19 protein-coding genes are annotated in these 14,889 nt (G+C 65.4%); 12 read left to right on the top strand and 7 right to left on the bottom strand.

The features are described from left to right. The 5 genes from RMR04_RS07385 to RMR04_RS07365 all read right to left on the bottom strand — a co-directional run bounded on the left by RMR04_RS07385 (position 1) and on the right by RMR04_RS07365 (position 4,974). Positions 1-1,965, bottom strand: a complete 1,965-nt coding sequence (locus tag RMR04_RS07385; protein ID WP_311913842.1) for a methyl-accepting chemotaxis protein — start codon at positions 1,963-1,965, stop codon at positions 1-3. A 104-nt stretch (positions 1,966-2,069) separates the two neighbouring features. Then, complete coding sequence (locus RMR04_RS07380; protein WP_311913840.1) at positions 2,070-2,813, bottom strand: TetR/AcrR family transcriptional regulator; 744 nt, start codon at positions 2,811-2,813, stop codon at positions 2,070-2,072. A gap of 66 nt (positions 2,814-2,879) precedes the next feature. Next, complete coding sequence (proC, locus tag RMR04_RS07375) at positions 2,880-3,701, bottom strand: pyrroline-5-carboxylate reductase (protein WP_410492209.1); 822 nt, start codon at positions 3,699-3,701, stop codon at positions 2,880-2,882. Positions 3,702-3,827: 126 nt separating this feature from the next. Next, positions 3,828-4,334 carry a type III secretion system chaperone family protein gene (locus RMR04_RS07370; protein ID WP_092167281.1) on the bottom strand — a complete coding sequence of 169 codons (507 nt, stop codon included), beginning with the start codon at positions 4,332-4,334 and terminating at the stop codon, positions 3,828-3,830. Between the two features lie 370 nt (positions 4,335-4,704). Continuing rightward, on the bottom strand, positions 4,705-4,974 hold the full coding sequence (locus RMR04_RS07365; RefSeq protein ID WP_069692782.1) for an accessory factor UbiK family protein: 270 nt from the start codon (positions 4,972-4,974) through the stop codon (positions 4,705-4,707). A gap of 336 nt (positions 4,975-5,310) precedes the next feature. On the opposite strand from RMR04_RS07365, the gene RMR04_RS07360 reads away from it, so the two are divergent. The 7 genes from RMR04_RS07360 (at position 5,311) to pth (ending at position 10,497) form a co-directional block, all read left to right on the top strand. Further along, a complete protein-coding gene (locus RMR04_RS07360) occupies positions 5,311-5,889 on the top strand; it encodes a hypothetical protein (RefSeq protein WP_311913834.1) in 579 nt (192 codons plus the stop codon). A 266-nt stretch (positions 5,890-6,155) separates the two neighbouring features. Then, positions 6,156-7,100 carry a ribose-phosphate pyrophosphokinase gene (locus RMR04_RS07355; RefSeq protein WP_311913832.1) on the top strand — a complete coding sequence of 315 codons (945 nt, stop codon included), beginning with the start codon at positions 6,156-6,158 and terminating at the stop codon, positions 7,098-7,100. 16 nt (positions 7,101-7,116) lie between these two features. After that, positions 7,117-7,863, top strand: a complete 747-nt coding sequence (gene queC / locus RMR04_RS07350; RefSeq protein ID WP_311913830.1) for a 7-cyano-7-deazaguanine synthase QueC — start codon at positions 7,117-7,119, stop codon at positions 7,861-7,863. Between the two features lie 7 nt (positions 7,864-7,870). Continuing rightward, positions 7,871-8,434: a VUT family protein gene (locus RMR04_RS07345; RefSeq protein WP_311913828.1), complete on the top strand. Its 564-nt coding sequence runs from the start codon at positions 7,871-7,873 to the stop codon at positions 8,432-8,434. Continuing rightward, positions 8,431-8,952, top strand: coding sequence for a GNAT family N-acetyltransferase (locus tag RMR04_RS07340; RefSeq protein ID WP_311913826.1), 522 nt, complete (start codon positions 8,431-8,433; stop codon positions 8,950-8,952). The genes RMR04_RS07345 and RMR04_RS07340 overlap by 4 nt, the downstream gene beginning before the upstream one ends. Positions 8,953-9,094: 142 nt before the next feature. Continuing rightward, on the top strand, positions 9,095-9,715 hold the full coding sequence (locus RMR04_RS07335; protein WP_311913823.1) for a 50S ribosomal protein L25/general stress protein Ctc: 621 nt from the start codon (positions 9,095-9,097) through the stop codon (positions 9,713-9,715). 167 nt (positions 9,716-9,882) lie between these two features. After that, a complete protein-coding gene (gene pth, locus RMR04_RS07330; RefSeq protein WP_311913822.1) occupies positions 9,883-10,497 on the top strand; it encodes an aminoacyl-tRNA hydrolase in 615 nt (204 codons plus the stop codon). 24 nt (positions 10,498-10,521) lie between these two features. Here the strand turns inward: pth and RMR04_RS07325 are convergent, their stop codons facing one another. After that, complete coding sequence (locus tag RMR04_RS07325) at positions 10,522-11,118, bottom strand: DUF5666 domain-containing protein (protein ID WP_311913821.1); 597 nt, start codon at positions 11,116-11,118, stop codon at positions 10,522-10,524. A gap of 146 nt (positions 11,119-11,264) precedes the next feature. Between RMR04_RS07325 and RMR04_RS07320 the strand changes: the two genes are divergently transcribed. The 5 genes from RMR04_RS07320 to RMR04_RS07300 all read left to right on the top strand — a co-directional run bounded on the left by RMR04_RS07320 (position 11,265) and on the right by RMR04_RS07300 (position 14,459). Next, complete coding sequence (locus RMR04_RS07320; RefSeq protein WP_311913819.1) at positions 11,265-11,501, top strand: hypothetical protein; 237 nt, start codon at positions 11,265-11,267, stop codon at positions 11,499-11,501. After that, positions 11,491-11,940, top strand: coding sequence for a PIN domain-containing protein (locus RMR04_RS07315; protein ID WP_311913817.1), 450 nt, complete (start codon positions 11,491-11,493; stop codon positions 11,938-11,940). The genes RMR04_RS07320 and RMR04_RS07315 overlap by 11 nt, the downstream gene beginning before the upstream one ends. A 5-nt stretch (positions 11,941-11,945) precedes the next feature. Next, positions 11,946-13,043 carry a redox-regulated ATPase YchF gene (gene ychF / locus RMR04_RS07310; protein ID WP_311913814.1) on the top strand — a complete coding sequence of 366 codons (1,098 nt, stop codon included), beginning with the start codon at positions 11,946-11,948 and terminating at the stop codon, positions 13,041-13,043. Between the two features lie 123 nt (positions 13,044-13,166). Beyond that, positions 13,167-13,340, top strand: a complete 174-nt coding sequence (locus RMR04_RS07305; RefSeq protein ID WP_311913813.1) for a hypothetical protein — start codon at positions 13,167-13,169, stop codon at positions 13,338-13,340. 102 nt (positions 13,341-13,442) lie between these two features. Next, positions 13,443-14,459 carry a MaoC family dehydratase gene (locus RMR04_RS07300; RefSeq protein ID WP_311913812.1) on the top strand — a complete coding sequence of 339 codons (1,017 nt, stop codon included), beginning with the start codon at positions 13,443-13,445 and terminating at the stop codon, positions 14,457-14,459. Between the two features lie 33 nt (positions 14,460-14,492). On the opposite strand, the gene RMR04_RS07295 is transcribed toward RMR04_RS07300, so the two are convergent. Then, positions 14,493-14,687, bottom strand: a complete 195-nt coding sequence (locus RMR04_RS07295) for a hypothetical protein (RefSeq protein ID WP_311913811.1) — start codon at positions 14,685-14,687, stop codon at positions 14,493-14,495. Positions 14,688-14,889: the final 202 nt, after the last annotated feature.

Here is a 14,889-nt window from a genome sequence, read left to right as displayed (position 1 = left end):
TCAAAATTCCTCCCAAGCCTTGTCATGGTCGCGTTTTGACATGGTCGCCGCCCCAGCGGCGCCTGTGGTCCGCGCGGGCCTGGGTACTGCCGCGCGCGGTGCGGCGGCCACTGCCGCCTGCATCGTCTTGGCCATGGCCTTGAGCCCGCTGACATCGCCGCCGAGCTGGAAGCGCGCCACGAGCCCGCCGAGCTTGTCCGCCTCCTGCGAGAGCGAATGCGCGGCGGCGGTCGATTGCTCGGCCATGGCGGCGTTCTGCTGCGTCGCCTGGTCCATTTCGTTGACGGCGGAGTTGACCTCCTGGAGGCCGGCCGCCTGCTCTTGCGCCGCGCTGGCGATCTCGGCGACCAGCGAGGTCACGCGCGTGATCTCCTCGGCCATGCGCTGCAGCGCGCCACCGGTCTGGCCGACCAGCGTGACGCCCTTCTCGACCTCGATATTCGAGGCCGAGATCAGGCCCTTGATCTCCTTGGCCGCCTCGGCCGAGCGCTGCGCCAGCGCACGCACCTCGGAGGCGACGACGGCAAAGCCCTTGCCGGCATCGCCGGCGCGAGCCGCCTCGACGCTGGCATTCAGCGCGAGCAGATTGGTCTGGAAGGCGATCTCGTCGATGACGCCGACAATCTGCGAGATCTCGTCGGCCGACTTCTCGATGCCGCCCATGGCGTGCACCGCGTCGCGCACGATCGAGGTCGACTGCTCGGCCTCGGTCTTGACTTGGCTCGTTGCCTGGCTGGCAAGGCGAGCGCTCTCGGCGGTCTGGCGCACGGTCGCGGTCAGTTCGTCCAGCGCCGTCGCGGTTTCCTCGACGGAAGAGGCCTGCTGCTCGGTGCGCCCGGCGAGGTCGTCGGCCGCCTGGCTGATCTCGACCGAGCCCGCCTTCATGCTCTCGGTATTGGTCGCGATTTGCCGCATCGTCTCCTGCAGCTTGGCAATGGCGGCGTTGAAATCGTCCTTCAGCTTGGCGTAGTCGGCGCTGAAGGCCTCGTTGATCCGGTAGGTCAGGTCGCCCTCGGCGAGCCGCTCAAGCCCGGCGCCGAGCGCCTGGACGACACCCTCCTGCGTCCTGGACGCCTCGGCGCGTTCGGCTTCATTGTGCCGCCGTTCGCTGTCGGCCGCGTCGCGCTCGGCATTGGCCTGCGCTTCGACGCGGGTCTTGTCGGCCTCCATCCCGGCTTTGGCTAGGCCGGCGTCGCGGAACACGACGAGCGCACGCGCCATCGAACCGACTTCGTCGGACCGTTCCTGATGCGCGATCGCGGCCTGCAGATCGCCGGCGGCAAGGCCGTTCATCGTCTTGGCGGTCGAAGCGAGCATGCCCGAGGCACGGCGGCTGAGGAAAATCACGACGCCGAGCATCACAAGGCCGAGCGGCACCAGCACCTTGGCGACATCGCCGATCACGCTGTTGAAGGCGGCATCGACATCGTGAACATGCAGGCCAGAGCCGATCGCCCACTGCCATTTCGGCACGGCGATGACATAGGAAATCTTGAGCGAAGGCTCTTTGTCGCCCAGCTTCGTCCAGCCATAGTCGATGAAGCCGGCGCCCTTCGTCTTGGCCAATTCGATCATGTCCTTGACGAAGAACTTGCCGGTCGCATCCTTGAGCGGCGACATGTCCGTCGTCTCGATCTTCTTGTTGGCATGCGAGACGCTGATGTTGTCGAAATTGATCACGAAATAGTAGTTGCCGTTGTCGAAGCGGGCGCTGGAGATCGCGTCGATCGCCATCTTCTTGGCATCGGCCTCCTTCAGCTCGCCTTTCTCGGCGCGCGCGAGATAGCTGTTGACCGTAGAGGCTGCGGCTTCGACCGCATTCTTCATCTCGGCGCGCTTGAGATTGATCATCTCCTTGCGCGCCTCGAACAGCGTGAAGCTCACACTGCCGATGGCGATGATGGCGGCGAGGATCGCGACCAGCCCGAAGGAGCGGCCGATCGACAACATGGCAAGTTTCTTCATCGGCGACACCGCGCCCCCCGCGCAAAGTGAGATTCCCCACACTTGCGTGAAATGGCTAAGGGCCGCTTAACGATGCCTCGTTTTCGCCATGTTTCCGGCAGGCCTCAGATCGCGGGCGCGTAATCCTCGGCATCGCCGCCGCGCTGGCGCTCCTCGCTGCGTTCCCGGCGGCGGATATGTGGCCGCTTGCCTGAGCAGAGCGCCCGGGCCAGTCCGCGCAGCGGCGCGGTGAGCCTGTGGACGTCCTCGACGCGCGCCATGATCGCACCCGCCGTCTTCAATTCGCGATCAAGCCGCGCCATCGTCCGCGAGAGCTCGGGCTCGTCATCGCCGAGCCAGGTCTCGCCGACGCGCGCCATCAACAGCACCGCGCCCTGCACGCGCAGACCGCCAAGCGCATCCTCGGTCGGGATGCCGGCCGAGGCGAGCATGTAGCGCCAGGAATTCACCGCACCGCGGTTGAGGGCCGCAAGCGTCAGCGGATCGCGCCGGATGGCCGGCATGATCCGGCGCAGACCCGTCTTATAGGGTGCGAGTGCGTCGAGCCGGCGCATCACGAGGTCGAAGAGCCGCTCGCGGATGGGCTCGCCCGCGAGATCGTCGGAAGAGCCCGCCAGCACGGCGTCATCGACGAGACGTGTCAGCCCGCCGAGCATGGCGAGCTTCGAGGGGAAGAGGCTGCGCAGACCGGCGAGCGGCAGGCCCGCCTCCGTGGCGATGTCGCCGAGTTCGATCTCGCTCCAGGCGCGATCGGCGGAAAGACGCATCAGCGCCTCGATCGCCCGTTTGCGCGGATCGCTCGGAGGTGCTGCGGTTTCGGATGTCGGGGAAACGGGTTTGCGGGCCATAGGAGATCTCCTCTCGCGACGCGATCGGATAAAACTAGGCCCCGATCGCGACCGTTGAAAGGCCGATCAGCCCGAAAGCTCCTCGGCGCGACGTTTAGCGGCAGCCACCGCCCGGCCCATCAGGGGCTTGAGCCCGTCATCGGCCATCAGGACCTCGAGGGCCGCAGCCGTGGTCCCGCCCGGCGAAGTCACGTTCTGGCGCAGGGTCGCAGGCGAAAGCGATGACTGGAACAGCATCTCGCCCGCCCCCTCGATCGTGGCGCGCGCCAGCCTCTCGGCGATCTCGGGCGGCAAGCCCGCCGCCGCCCCCGCCGCCGCCAGGCATTCGACGAGATGGAAGACATAGGCCGGCCCCGAACCGGAGACGGCTGTCACGGCATCGATCAGGTTCTCATTGTCGAGCCACTCGACCTTGCCGATGCTGCCGAGCAGCGCGTCGGCCATCGCCCGCTGCGCCGCGCTGACGCCGGGGCCGGGAGCCGCCGCCGTGGCGCCGCGCTGCACCGAGGCCGGCAGGTTCGGCATGGCGCGGATCAGCGCGTTCGCGTTCGGCAGGCGCGCGGCGAGATCGCCCAGCGTCTTGCCGGCGAGGATCGAGATCAGCAGCGTCCTGGGATGGATGAAGGCCTGGACGGCGGGTGCTGCGGTATCGAGCATCTGCGGCTTGGTCGCGAGCACCACGACCTCGGCCGGGGCGATGGCGCCGGCCGCGGGGTTGAGCACCATGCCCTTCTCGGTCGCGAGCGCCACCATCTCGTCGGAGGGTTTGGGGTCGATCAGGCTGATGCCGGCCGGATTCATGCCGATGCGCAGCCAGCCTTCCAGCATCGCGCCCCCCATCTTGCCCGCACCGATGAGGACGAGGGTTTGCGGCAACGAGCTGGACATGGGCATTCTCTCGCGGGTCAAAGGCAATGTCATTCTCGGGCTTGCCCCGAGAATCTCCTACAGGACAGCCTTCTCGTCGCGTCATGGCCGGGTCAAGCCCGGCCATGACGCACACGGCCCGAAAGCTCAGGCCTCGCCGACCGTCTCCAGCATCGCGCCTTCGAGGCCTTCCTTGGCCGTCTTTCCCGCCCAGACGACGAACTGGAAGGCCTGGAAGTAGCGCTCGCAGGCGTCGATCGCCGCCTTGATCAGCGCAGCGGCCTGCTCGTCGGTCGGCTCCGCCCCGCCCGAGAGCAGGAGAGCGTGGCGATACATCACCACGTTTTCCGAGCTCCAGAGGTCGAAATGGCCGAGCCAGAGCTGCTCGTTGACGAGACTGACGAGCTGCAGCACCTCGGCCCGGCGGCGATCGGGCACCTTCAGGTCGAAGGCGCAGGCGATATGGATCGCTTCGACCTCGGCGAGCCAGGTGATGGCGACGTGGTAATCGGCCCAGCCGCCCGTGACCGCGACGGAGAGTTCGTCGTCACTGTCACGGTCGAAGGTCCAGTTGTTGAGAGCGGCTAAGCGTTCGATCAGGTCGAGGGGGTTGGAAGGCCGGTCGAGTTCAGCGTCCAGGTCAAGATCCATCATGCCCTAAGGTCCAACTGTCGACATCCGCTCAAGCGGTCCGACACGTTCGAGAACGGGAACACGGCGACTGGAAAGCGCAACGGACACAACCCGACTGCCGGAGCGCGCTGGTCTGCGCCCCGTTTCCGGCGGCAGACCCCGAGGCGCGGGACCGACCGTCGAATCAACTCTCTTCCTCGACGATAGCGCAGGCGCTGTGACGCTCCCAACACGGCGTGAAGCTCCCCGGATTCGGGGGCGCGGCTCAAGACCCGGCCGCGCCTGTCCACAGCACATGGTTGTGGATGGCGCGACCTAACGGCACGCAGGACGCGAAACGCTCAAGGCGAGACCTCAGGGCCTGGCTCAGGACTTGGCTTCAGGACCAGGCTCAGGACTTGGCTTCAGGACTTTTGGCCTTCTTGCCCTCCAGCGCGGCGAGGCGCTGCGCCAGCTTGTCGTTTTCCTCGCGCGCCAGCAGCGCCATCTCGCGCACAGCCTCGAACTCTTCGCGGGTGACGACATCCATATCGCGCAGCAGGCGCTCGATCTGCGTCTTCACGACGGTCTCGACCTCGCGGCGCACGCCCTGGGCCGCGCCGGCGGCATCCGTGGCGAGACGGGCGATGTCGTCGAGGAAGCGGTTGCTGGTGGTGACCATGGGGCTCTCCGAAAAGGGGCCTTTCAGCCCGCGCTGGCCCACATATGGGCGACAAGGGCAAAACCCGCAATCTTTCGCGCACCGCCCCATGCCGACCGCTATGCCGCATCCGCCCGAGCTCTCAACGACGAGATCGGCCCGCCTCGGAACCGCCTCACAGGGCTCTGATCGATTCGACACCCGGGCCGGCGACACGCCTGGGACGGGTCTGTTTCACGGGCGAAAACCGCACTGAGGCCCTGAATCTCCCCGAACTGGACCTCGCCATCCGTTGAGCTTACAACCTGCGGCGCAGGGAACAGCAATCCAAGCTCGAACCAACCGAGCGGAGGCGTCATGATCCAACGTTTGAGCGGCCTCGTCCTGGGGCCGGTGGCAGCGCTTGCACTCGCGGGCTGCCAGGAAACCACGACGGCGGCACGGCAGCGGGTCGATGCGCCCGGCGTGCCCGTCTCGGTTCAGAGCATTACCGGCGCACCCGATTCGGTGACGACACGCTTTGCCGGCCTGCTCGGCGAAGCGGCAGCCGAGCGCAGCATGGAGATCGTGCCCGGCGACAAGCCCGCCCGCTTCCGGGTGCGCGGCTACCTCACGGCACAGCCGACAGAGGATGGCCAGACCTCGCTCGCCTTCGTCTGGGATGTTTATGATGCGGGCAAGAAGCGGGCCCAGCGCGTCCAGGGCGAGAGCCTCGGCAAGCGTGGCGGCGGCGACGATCCCTGGGCCGGCCTCGACCAGACCATCGTCGCCAAGGCAGCCTCCGAATCCATGGATGCGATCGCGAGCTTCCTGGTGACGGCGCCCGCAGTGGAGGCGCTAAATCCCAGCGACAAGACCAAGGGCAAGACGGCCGCGGGAGCCAAGACGGCCGCAGGAGCGAAGACCGCTTCGGCAACGGGCGGCAAAAAGCTCTAGAATTCGGGCGGGCTCGGCGCCTTCCGCCTCCGCCAGCTAGATCCTGATATTGCGCTGACGGTCGAGTTGCGACCGCGCCTCGGCCAGAGGCTTGAGCGACCCTGGCGCGGCGCAATCGTGATGAAGTACCCACGGATAGGCGGTTTTGCACGCTTCTGTTGCAGTGCAGCGGTCGACTCGCTGTCATCTCGCTGTTATGAGCCCTGCGAAATGAGCCAGCTTCGTGCTGGTCCAGCCCAGCCAAGTCTCAAACGGTGCGCCCCGGCATGCCCTCTTCGATCAAAGTCGTCGCCGGCAATTCCAACCGGCCGCTCGCGGAGGCGATCTGCGCGCATCTCGGCATTCCGCTCGCCAAGGCCTCCGTCAGGCGCTTCGCCGACATGGAGGTTTTCGTCGAGATCCAGGAGAATGTGCGCGGCCAGGATGTCTTCATCATCCAGTCGACCTCGTTCCCGACCAACGACCATCTGATGGAGTTGCTGATCATCACCGACGCACTGCGCCGCTCTTCGGCCAGGCGCATCACGGCGGTGATCCCCTATTTCGGCTATGCGCGGCAGGACCGCCGCGCGTCCGGCCGCACGCCGATCTCGGCCAAGCTCGTCTCCAACCTGATCACCCATGCCGGCGTCGACCGCGTGCTGACGCTCGATCTCCATGCCGGCCAGATCCAGGGCTTCTTCGACATCCCGACCGACAACCTGTTTGGCGCCCCCCTGATGTCGCGCGACATCAAGGAGCGGCTCGACTGGAAGAACGCCATGGTGGTCTCGCCCGATGTCGGCGGCGTGGTCCGCGCTCGTGCCCTCGCCAAGCGCATCGACGCGCCGCTGGCCATCGTCGACAAGCGCCGCGACCGCCCCGGTGAATCCGAGGTGATGAACATCATCGGCTCGGTTGAGGGGCGCTCTTGCATCCTGCTCGACGACATCGTCGATTCCGGCGGCACGCTCTGCAACGCCGCCGAAGCGCTGCTCGACCAGGGCGCAAGGGAAGTCTACGCCTACATCACCCATGGCGTGCTGTCGGGCGGCGCGGTGGCGCGCATCGCCAACTCCAAGCTCAAGGAACTGGTGATCACCGATTCCATTCTGCCGACCGAGGCCGTGAAGGTGGCGCGCAATATCCGCGTCATCTCGATCGCCTCGCTGATGGGCGAGGCGATCGAGCGCACGGCGAGTGAATCGAGCGTCTCCAGCCTGTTCGACTGAGGCAAGGAGTGGTCTGATGGCGACAACGGCCTCAGCCAGTGAAAGCCGGGCGCTCGTGCTGTTCTCCGGCGGCCAGGATTCGACCGTCGCGCTCGCCTGGGCGCTGGAGCGCTTCGCCAGCGTCGAGACCGTCGGCTTCGACTACGGCCAGCGCCATCGCGTCGAGCTGGAATGCCGGCAGACCATTCGCGACAAGCTGCCCGCCCTGTCCACGCTCCATTCGGAACGGCTCGGCCCAGATCATCTCATCGACCTCAAGGCGCTGGGCGCGATCTCCGATACGGCGTTGACGCGCGAGACCGAGATCGCCTTCGCTGAGACCGGGCTTCCCACCACCTTCGTGCCGGGCCGCAACCTGATCTTCCTCTCCTTCGCCGCGGCGCTGGCCTATCGCCGCGATTGCAGGCACATCGTGCTCGGCGTCTGCGAGACCGACTATTCCGGCTATCCCGACTGCCGCGACGACACCATCAAGGCGATGCAGGTCGCGCTCGGCCTTGGACTCGACCGCAGGCTCGTGCTGCACACGCCGCTGATGTGGCGCGACAAGGCGCAGACCTTCGCTCTGGCCAAGGCGCTCGGCGGACAGCCCTTGCTCGATCTGGTGGTCGAGGACAGCCATAGCTGCTATCTCGGCGACCGGGCAACGCGCCATGCCTGGGGCCATGGCTGCGGCCATTGCCCGGCCTGCGAATTGCGCGCCAACGGCTACTCTGCCTATCTGATTTCTCCAGACGACACCGGACCAAGCCAGGATACTTAACCAAGCCATGACACTTGACCAGCAGCGCCGCACCGAGGGTCTCGTTGCCCTCGCCCTCTTCGCTCTCACCATCCCCGCCGCGAATTGGCTGATCGGCAATCTCGGCACGGTCTGCGTGCCCAATGGCCCCTGCCTCGTGCCGGTCGCGCCCGGCATCGCCGCACCGAGCGGCGTGCTGATGATCGGCCTGGCGCTCGTGCTGCGCGACATCGTCCAGCGCCGGCTCGGCCCCGTCGCCGGCCTCGGCGCGATCGCCGTCGGCGCCGCGATCTCCGCCTTCCTCGCCCCCTCCGCCATCGTCGTCGCCTCGGTCGCCGCCTTCCTCATCTCCGAGCTGGCGGATTTCGCGGTCTATACGCCGCTTCAGCGCCGCCGTTTCGTCACCGCCGTCGTCGCCTCGAGCGTTGTCGGTCTCATCGTCGACAGCATCGTCTTCCTCTGGCTCGCCTTCGGCAGCCTGGATTTCGTCGCCGGCCAGATCATCGGCAAAGCCTGGATGGTGCTGTTCGCGCTGCCGTTGATGCATCTGCTGCGCCGCCGCGATGAGCGGCTGGGGTTGATGCCGGCTTGAGAGAACTGACGCCAGTAGACGATATCCGCATACGTTCTATCGAGCGCGGCGACGAAGAGCGGCTTCTGGCATTTTGGCGATACGTTTGGACGAGCACCTACGGATCAAGTCTTGGATCGCAGGTGCTGGACGCCATGCTGTCGGGGCTTGATCGGAAGGGCCTTTCCGGCATGCTGCCTGGCAATGGCGAACGAGGCTATTGCGCTCTATGCGGAGAGCGGCTCGTAGGAACCGCGATCGCCGCGGAACGAGGCCAAAAGGCCTTTCTTTGGGGCATGTATGTTGATCCGGGACAGCAGCGCTTAGGTCTCGGGACACGGCTTCTGTCGGCCGTTATCGCCGATCTGGCTTTGGTTTCGATACTTGAAGCAAGAGCTCTGAGATCAAGTCCATGGGCCATTGCGTTCTATGAGGGGCGAGGCTTTCGGCACAATGGCGACGAAGCCATCGAACTCGCAGACGGTTTCTCGGGAACAGCCGCCATCATGACCTTCGCGCGCGCCCTTCCGCCATCGTGACAAGTGCGGCCGCAGGCTTGTCCTCTCCGCCCTTTTCCCTTATGAGCCTGCCAGCGCCCGACTGACACCCTTGGAGGCACGGGCGCGAACCGAAAGAGGCCGCCAACTGGCGGCCTTGTCATTTGAAGCAAGGACTAAAATCATGACCGCCGTGAAGCAAATCGAGGCTTCGGCGCGCGCACAGGTCGGCAAGGGGGCCGCCCGTGCAGTTCGTCGTCAAGGCCTTACACCTGCCGTGATCTATGGTGGGGGCGCTGCTCCCGAAGCCATCGCTCTCGACGCCAACAAGACCCGCCTCCTGATCTATGCCGGACATTTCCTGACCACGCTGTTCGAAGTCAGCGTCGACGGCAAGAAGACGCGCGTCATCCCGCGCGACTATCAGCTCGACCCGGTCAAGGATTTCCCGATCCATGTCGATTTCCTCCGCGTCGCGGCGGGCCAGACCATCAAGGTCGAAGTGCCGGTCCACGTCGTCGGCCAGGACGCCTGCCCCGGCCTCAAGGCTGGCGGCGCGATGCAGATTGTCGAGCATGCCGTCGAGATCGACGTCTCTCCCGAGAGCATCCCCGAATTCCTCGAGATCTCGGTGGCCGGTCTCAATATCGGCGATTCGATCCATGTCGATGCCCTCAAGCTGCCGGCCGGCGTTTCGCTGACCTCGCGCGAGAATCTGACGCTGGTCACGATCGTGCCGCCGTCGGTCGACGAGGAAGCCGATGCGGCCGAGGCGGCTGACGCCGCCGCCAAGCCGGCGGCCTGAGTCCACTCCCTGCCGTGAGGCATGCATGGCGGCCGGGCTTGCCCGGCCGTTTTGCGTTTGAGGCCCTGAAACTGCACTAGAGCCGGATATTGTCCGAAAGCCGGCTCCCGCTATTTGCTGACGCGGGCCTTCGGTTTGGCATCACGCTCTGACGCTGGAAATGCCCCATGCTGATTTTCGCCGGCCTCGGCAATCCAGGCGCGCGCTATGCCCGCAACCGCCACAATATCGGCTTCATGGCGGTCGAGACGATCGCCCGCGCGCATCGCGCATCGCCCTGGCGCGCACGTTTTCAGGCCGAAGCCTGCGAAGCGACGATCGGCTCCGAAAAGGTCATTCTGCTCAAGCCGCAGACCTATATGAACGAATCCGGCCGCGCGATCGGCGAGGCGGCGCGCTTCTTCAAGGTCGCGCCTGAGGACGTCATCGTCTTCCATGACGAGCTCGACCTCGCCCCTGCCAAGCTGCGCATGAAGCTCGGCGGCGGCAATGCCGGCCATAACGGCCTGCGTTCGACCACGGCCGCGATCGGCAACGAGTATCGCCGTGTGCGGATGGGCATCGGCCATCCCGGCCTCAAGGAGCTCGTCCACGCCTATGTGCTGAACGATTTCGGCAAGGCCGAGCAGCCCTGGGTCGAGGATCTTTGCATTGCCTGCGCCGACAATGCGACATTGCTCGCCGCCCATGACGATGCCGGCTTCCAGAACAAGGTGCATCTCTTCATGGATGCGCGCGGCCATGCGTCAGTGAAGCGGCTTGGCGAAAAGACCCCCGAATAGATCGGGGGGCGAGGCCTCAGCCCGTCACAGCGGCAACTGCGCGCCGGCCTTGGCGATCGTGATGCGGTTGGCGCTCAGGCTGCCATCGGCCTGCTTCACGGCGCTCATCGCCACCTGCGCGCCGGGCACGAGATCCGAGACCTGCGCCGGCGCCGCCATGATGATGTTGGCGTCGGCGGTGATCGTCACCTTCTGCTCGCCACCGGGATAGCTCAGCACGATATTGGCGCCGTCGACGCGGGACACAGTCTCCGCCACCGTGGCGTTGGTCATGGTCGATTCGGGCAGGACGCTCCAGGGCCTGTGGCCCTCGCCGGTGCCGCGCATCGCCTCGGGAAAGATGAAGACCTGCACGGCGAGCAGCGACCCGTCCGCCTGCGGCCGCGCGCCGACACCGATGAAGCCGCCCTTCTTGATGTCGGCGACGGAGGCCTTGACCACGCCGCCGACCGCATAGCCCGGCGCCAGGGCAACCATGACGGCATCCCCTGCCGGGGTCTTGAGGCTCAAGGCCGAAGCCTCGACCCGTTCGACCGTACCCCGGACGCGCGTCGTCGGCGATTGGGCTTGTGCCGCGACGGTGAGGCCGAGAACAACGCAGGCAGCAGCGAGAGAACGCATGGGATTATCCGTCGGATCGAAACGTGGCTGAGCATTCCTGCACCGGCAGAAACCATGCAGCCATGCACGTTCGCGTGACCAACACCAAAGCGCAATGTTGACACGGAAACACGGAAACACGATATCCGTGTCTGCAGAGCTTTGAAATGAAGAACCTGACCGTAACCCTGCCCGAAGAGACATTCGCGCGCCTGCGTATGGCGGCAGCGCGAGAGGGCAAAAGCATGTCGAAATTCGTCGGCGCGCTGCTCGACCGTCAGATCGGCCCCGACGAGACGCGCGCCGATGCAGCGGCGCTGGAACGTTTCCTCGCTGGCCCGCTCTGGAATCTCACCGACGAGAACGGCAACGCTCCGACGCGTGACCAGATTTATGATCGCTGAAGGCCGCGTCTTCGTCGACACCAATGTGCTGATCTATGCGCGCGACGAGAACGCGGGAGAAAAGCGCGCAGTCGCCGTGCGGTGGCTCCGGGAACTGGCCGTCGGTGGTCGACTCATCGTTAATCTGCAAGTCCTGAACGAATTGACCCGTTGGGTCCTTCGCAACGAATCCGTGCCGTTGGCCACCGCCAGAAGTCGGGTCGACGAACTGCGGCGCTTCGGCGAATCCGGCCTCCAAGCCTCGCATGTCGCGCTCGCCTGGTCGGTTCGCCAGCGCCTTGGCTACCAATGGTTTGATTGCCTGCTGCTCGCCTGGGCCACCGCCGAGGGCTGCCGCTACTTCCTGTCGGAAGACATGGGCCACGAGACCCGCTATGGCGATCTGACGATCATCAACCCCTTCCGCGTCGATCCCGACGCCTTCTTCAAAGCGAACTGACCATCATGGGTTTCAAATGCGGTATCGTCGGCCTGCCGAATGTCGGCAAGTCGACCCTGTTCAACGCGCTGACGCAGACGGCGGCGGCACAAGCCGCGAACTATCCCTTCTGCACGATCGAGCCCAATGTCGGCGACGTTGCCGTGCCCGACGACCGGCTTGAGCAGCTCGCCGCCATTGCGGGCTCGAAGGAGATCATCCCGACACGGCTGACCTTCGTCGACATCGCCGGCCTGGTGCGCGGCGCCTCGAAAGGCGAAGGCCTCGGCAACCAGTTCCTCGCCAATATCCGCGAATGCGACGCCGTCGCCCATGTCGTGCGCTGCTTCGAGGATGGCGACATCACCCATGTCGAGGGCAAGGTCGCGCCGATCAACGACATCGAGATCATCGAGACCGAATTGATGCTCGCCGATCTCGAAAGCCTCGAGAAACGCGTGCTGCCGCTGGAGAAGAAGGCCAAGACCGGCGACAAGGAAGCCAAGGAACTGGCCGATCTGATGAATCGCTGCCTCGTGCTGCTGCGCGAGGGCAAGCCTGCCCGATTGGTGCAGGTCGCAGCCGACGAGCGCAAGACCTTCGAGACGCTCGGCCTGCTCTCCTCCAAGCCCGTGCTCTATGTCTGCAACGTCGAGGAGGCGAGCGCCGACAAAGGCAACGCCTTCTCCGAGCTGGTCAAGGCCCGCGCCGCCGAGGAGAACGCCGTTGCGGTGGTGGTCTCGGCCAAGATCGAGAGCGAGATCGCCGTGCTGCCGGCAGCCGACCAGAAGGATTATCTGGAGGCAGTGGGCCTGGGGGAACCTGGCCTCAACCGCGTCATCCGCGCCGGCTACACCCTGCTCGACCTCGTGACCTACTTCACCGTCGGCCCAAAGGAAGCCCGCGCCTGGACGATCGAGAAGGGCACCAAGGGCCCCGCCGCCGCCGGCGTGATCCATAGCGATTTCGAGAAGGGCTACATCCGCGCCGAGACGATCGCCTATCCCGACTACATCGCCAACAAGGGCGAGGCCGGGGCGCGCGAGGCCGGAAAATTCCGGCTCGAAGGCAAGGAATACGTCGTCGCCGACGGCGACGTGCTGCATTTCCGTTTCGCCAACTGAGCCGGCTTCCCGGACCGGCGGGCGGGGCAGCTATGCGCCCCGCTCATGAAAGATGACGAAACTGTAAGTTGAATTGCCTCTTCGGCAGGCCGATATCTGATGGACGCAGCAAGGGAGGTTCCAATGGACACTCTCGAGACCGTGTTCGAAACAGCGAGCGGCTTTGCCGGTGTCCTGGCAATGGCCTCCAACGAACTAGTCCTTGGCCTGGGCGTGGCATTCGGCCTGATCATCTGGCTGGTCACCGGGCGCCGGGACGATGAAACCGATACGAAGCATCAACCCCGGCATCTGTGACCGGCGCGCGCAAACTGAGCGCAACCTTTGCGCGGACGGGACTTCCGCCCCGGCTTTGACGTGATACACCCTCGGCACATTGCAAGCCGAGGGTCGCGCTTCATGATTTGCTTCGAGGATTTCATTGCGGGCGAGACGGCGCAGGCCGGCAGCCTCAGTGTCTCGCAATCCGACATCATCGCCTATGCCTCGCGCTATGACGCCCAGGACTTCCACACCGACCCAATCGCCGCCAAGCAGAGCTTCGTCGGAACCCTGATAGCCTCGGGCTGGCACAGCTGTTCGCTCTTGATGCGGCTGATCGCGGAAAACGTCCTGCTCGGCTCGACCGCGATGGGCGCGCCCGGCATCGAAGAGGTCAAATGGCTGCGGCCGGTCAAGCCGGACGATAGATTGAGCGCGCGCCGCACCGTGCTCGAAAGCAAGGCTTCGCGCTCACGGCCGGAGATGGGGCTGGTGCGCTTCCGCTTCGAGCTCCTGAACCAGCGCGACGAACCCGTGCTCGAACAGACCAACTGGATCATGTTCGGTCGTCGCGGTTCATCCGTCACGCCGCATCCCGGCAACTGGCTGGCCCATCCCCCGCATTATGTCCGCCCAGCCGTCGAAAGCCCGCTCGAAGAGCCTCGCGGGGAGAACGAGCCGGCGCGTTTCTTCGAGGAGATGGAGATCGGCAGCAGCCACGAACTCGGCAGCTTCCTGTTCACGGATGAAGAGATCGTCGGCTTCGCCCGCTCCTTCGATCCGCAGCCCTTCCACATGGATGCGGAAGCCGCTGCCAAGAGCTCCTTCGGGCGCCTTGCCGCGTCGGGCTGGCATACCGGCTCGGTCTGGATGGCGGCGATGGTCGCCCATCGCAAGCGCCAGATCGCGGCCAGCCTCCCCGAGACGGCACCGCGCCTTGGCCCCTCGCCCGGCTTCAACAACCTGCGCTGGTCGAAGCCGGTCTTCGTCGGCGACCGCATCACCTATCACTCCGCGATCACCGACAAGCGCACCAGCGCCTCGCGCCCGCAATGGGGCCTGTTCTTCCACCACAACACCGGGGTGAACCAGCATGGCGAAGAGGTCTTCAGCTTCGACGGCTGCGCCTTCGTGGAGCGCAAATCACCAGCCTGAACCAGCACATACGGCAACGCAGCTGGCAGGCGATCAGCCCTTCTTTTTTGCCAGCGCCTCACGCTCCTGCAGCAACCGATCGAGCAAATCCTGCTGTTCGTTGATCCGGTCGGCCAAGCGTTCTTCCGCTGCCGCTCCCGAGGCACTCGTCGCCTGATCCGTCAGCTCCGAGATGTTGCGGCGGGCCAGGGCAATGCGGTCATCCAGCGCCATTTCCGTATCAGACATCGGTTGGTCTCCATCCATCTCTGCGCCGCACGCCACGGTCCGTGACAAGCGTTCGGGCAAAGGACGCCGGAGCGGCCAGGCTTGTTCCCGTTGCCGGGCGGCGATAGTCAGACACGCATCGCGCACAGGGCCTGATGCCGGCCTTGGCCTAACGTTTTACGCTTGGCAATCATCCTTCTTCATAGGAGATTTAAGATCCGTG

The organism is Bosea sp. 685 (genome assembly GCF_031884435.1).
In the GTDB taxonomy this organism is placed as follows: Bacteria; Pseudomonadota; Alphaproteobacteria; order Rhizobiales; family Beijerinckiaceae; genus Allobosea.
This window is presented reverse-complemented; position numbering and strand designations above follow the sequence as displayed.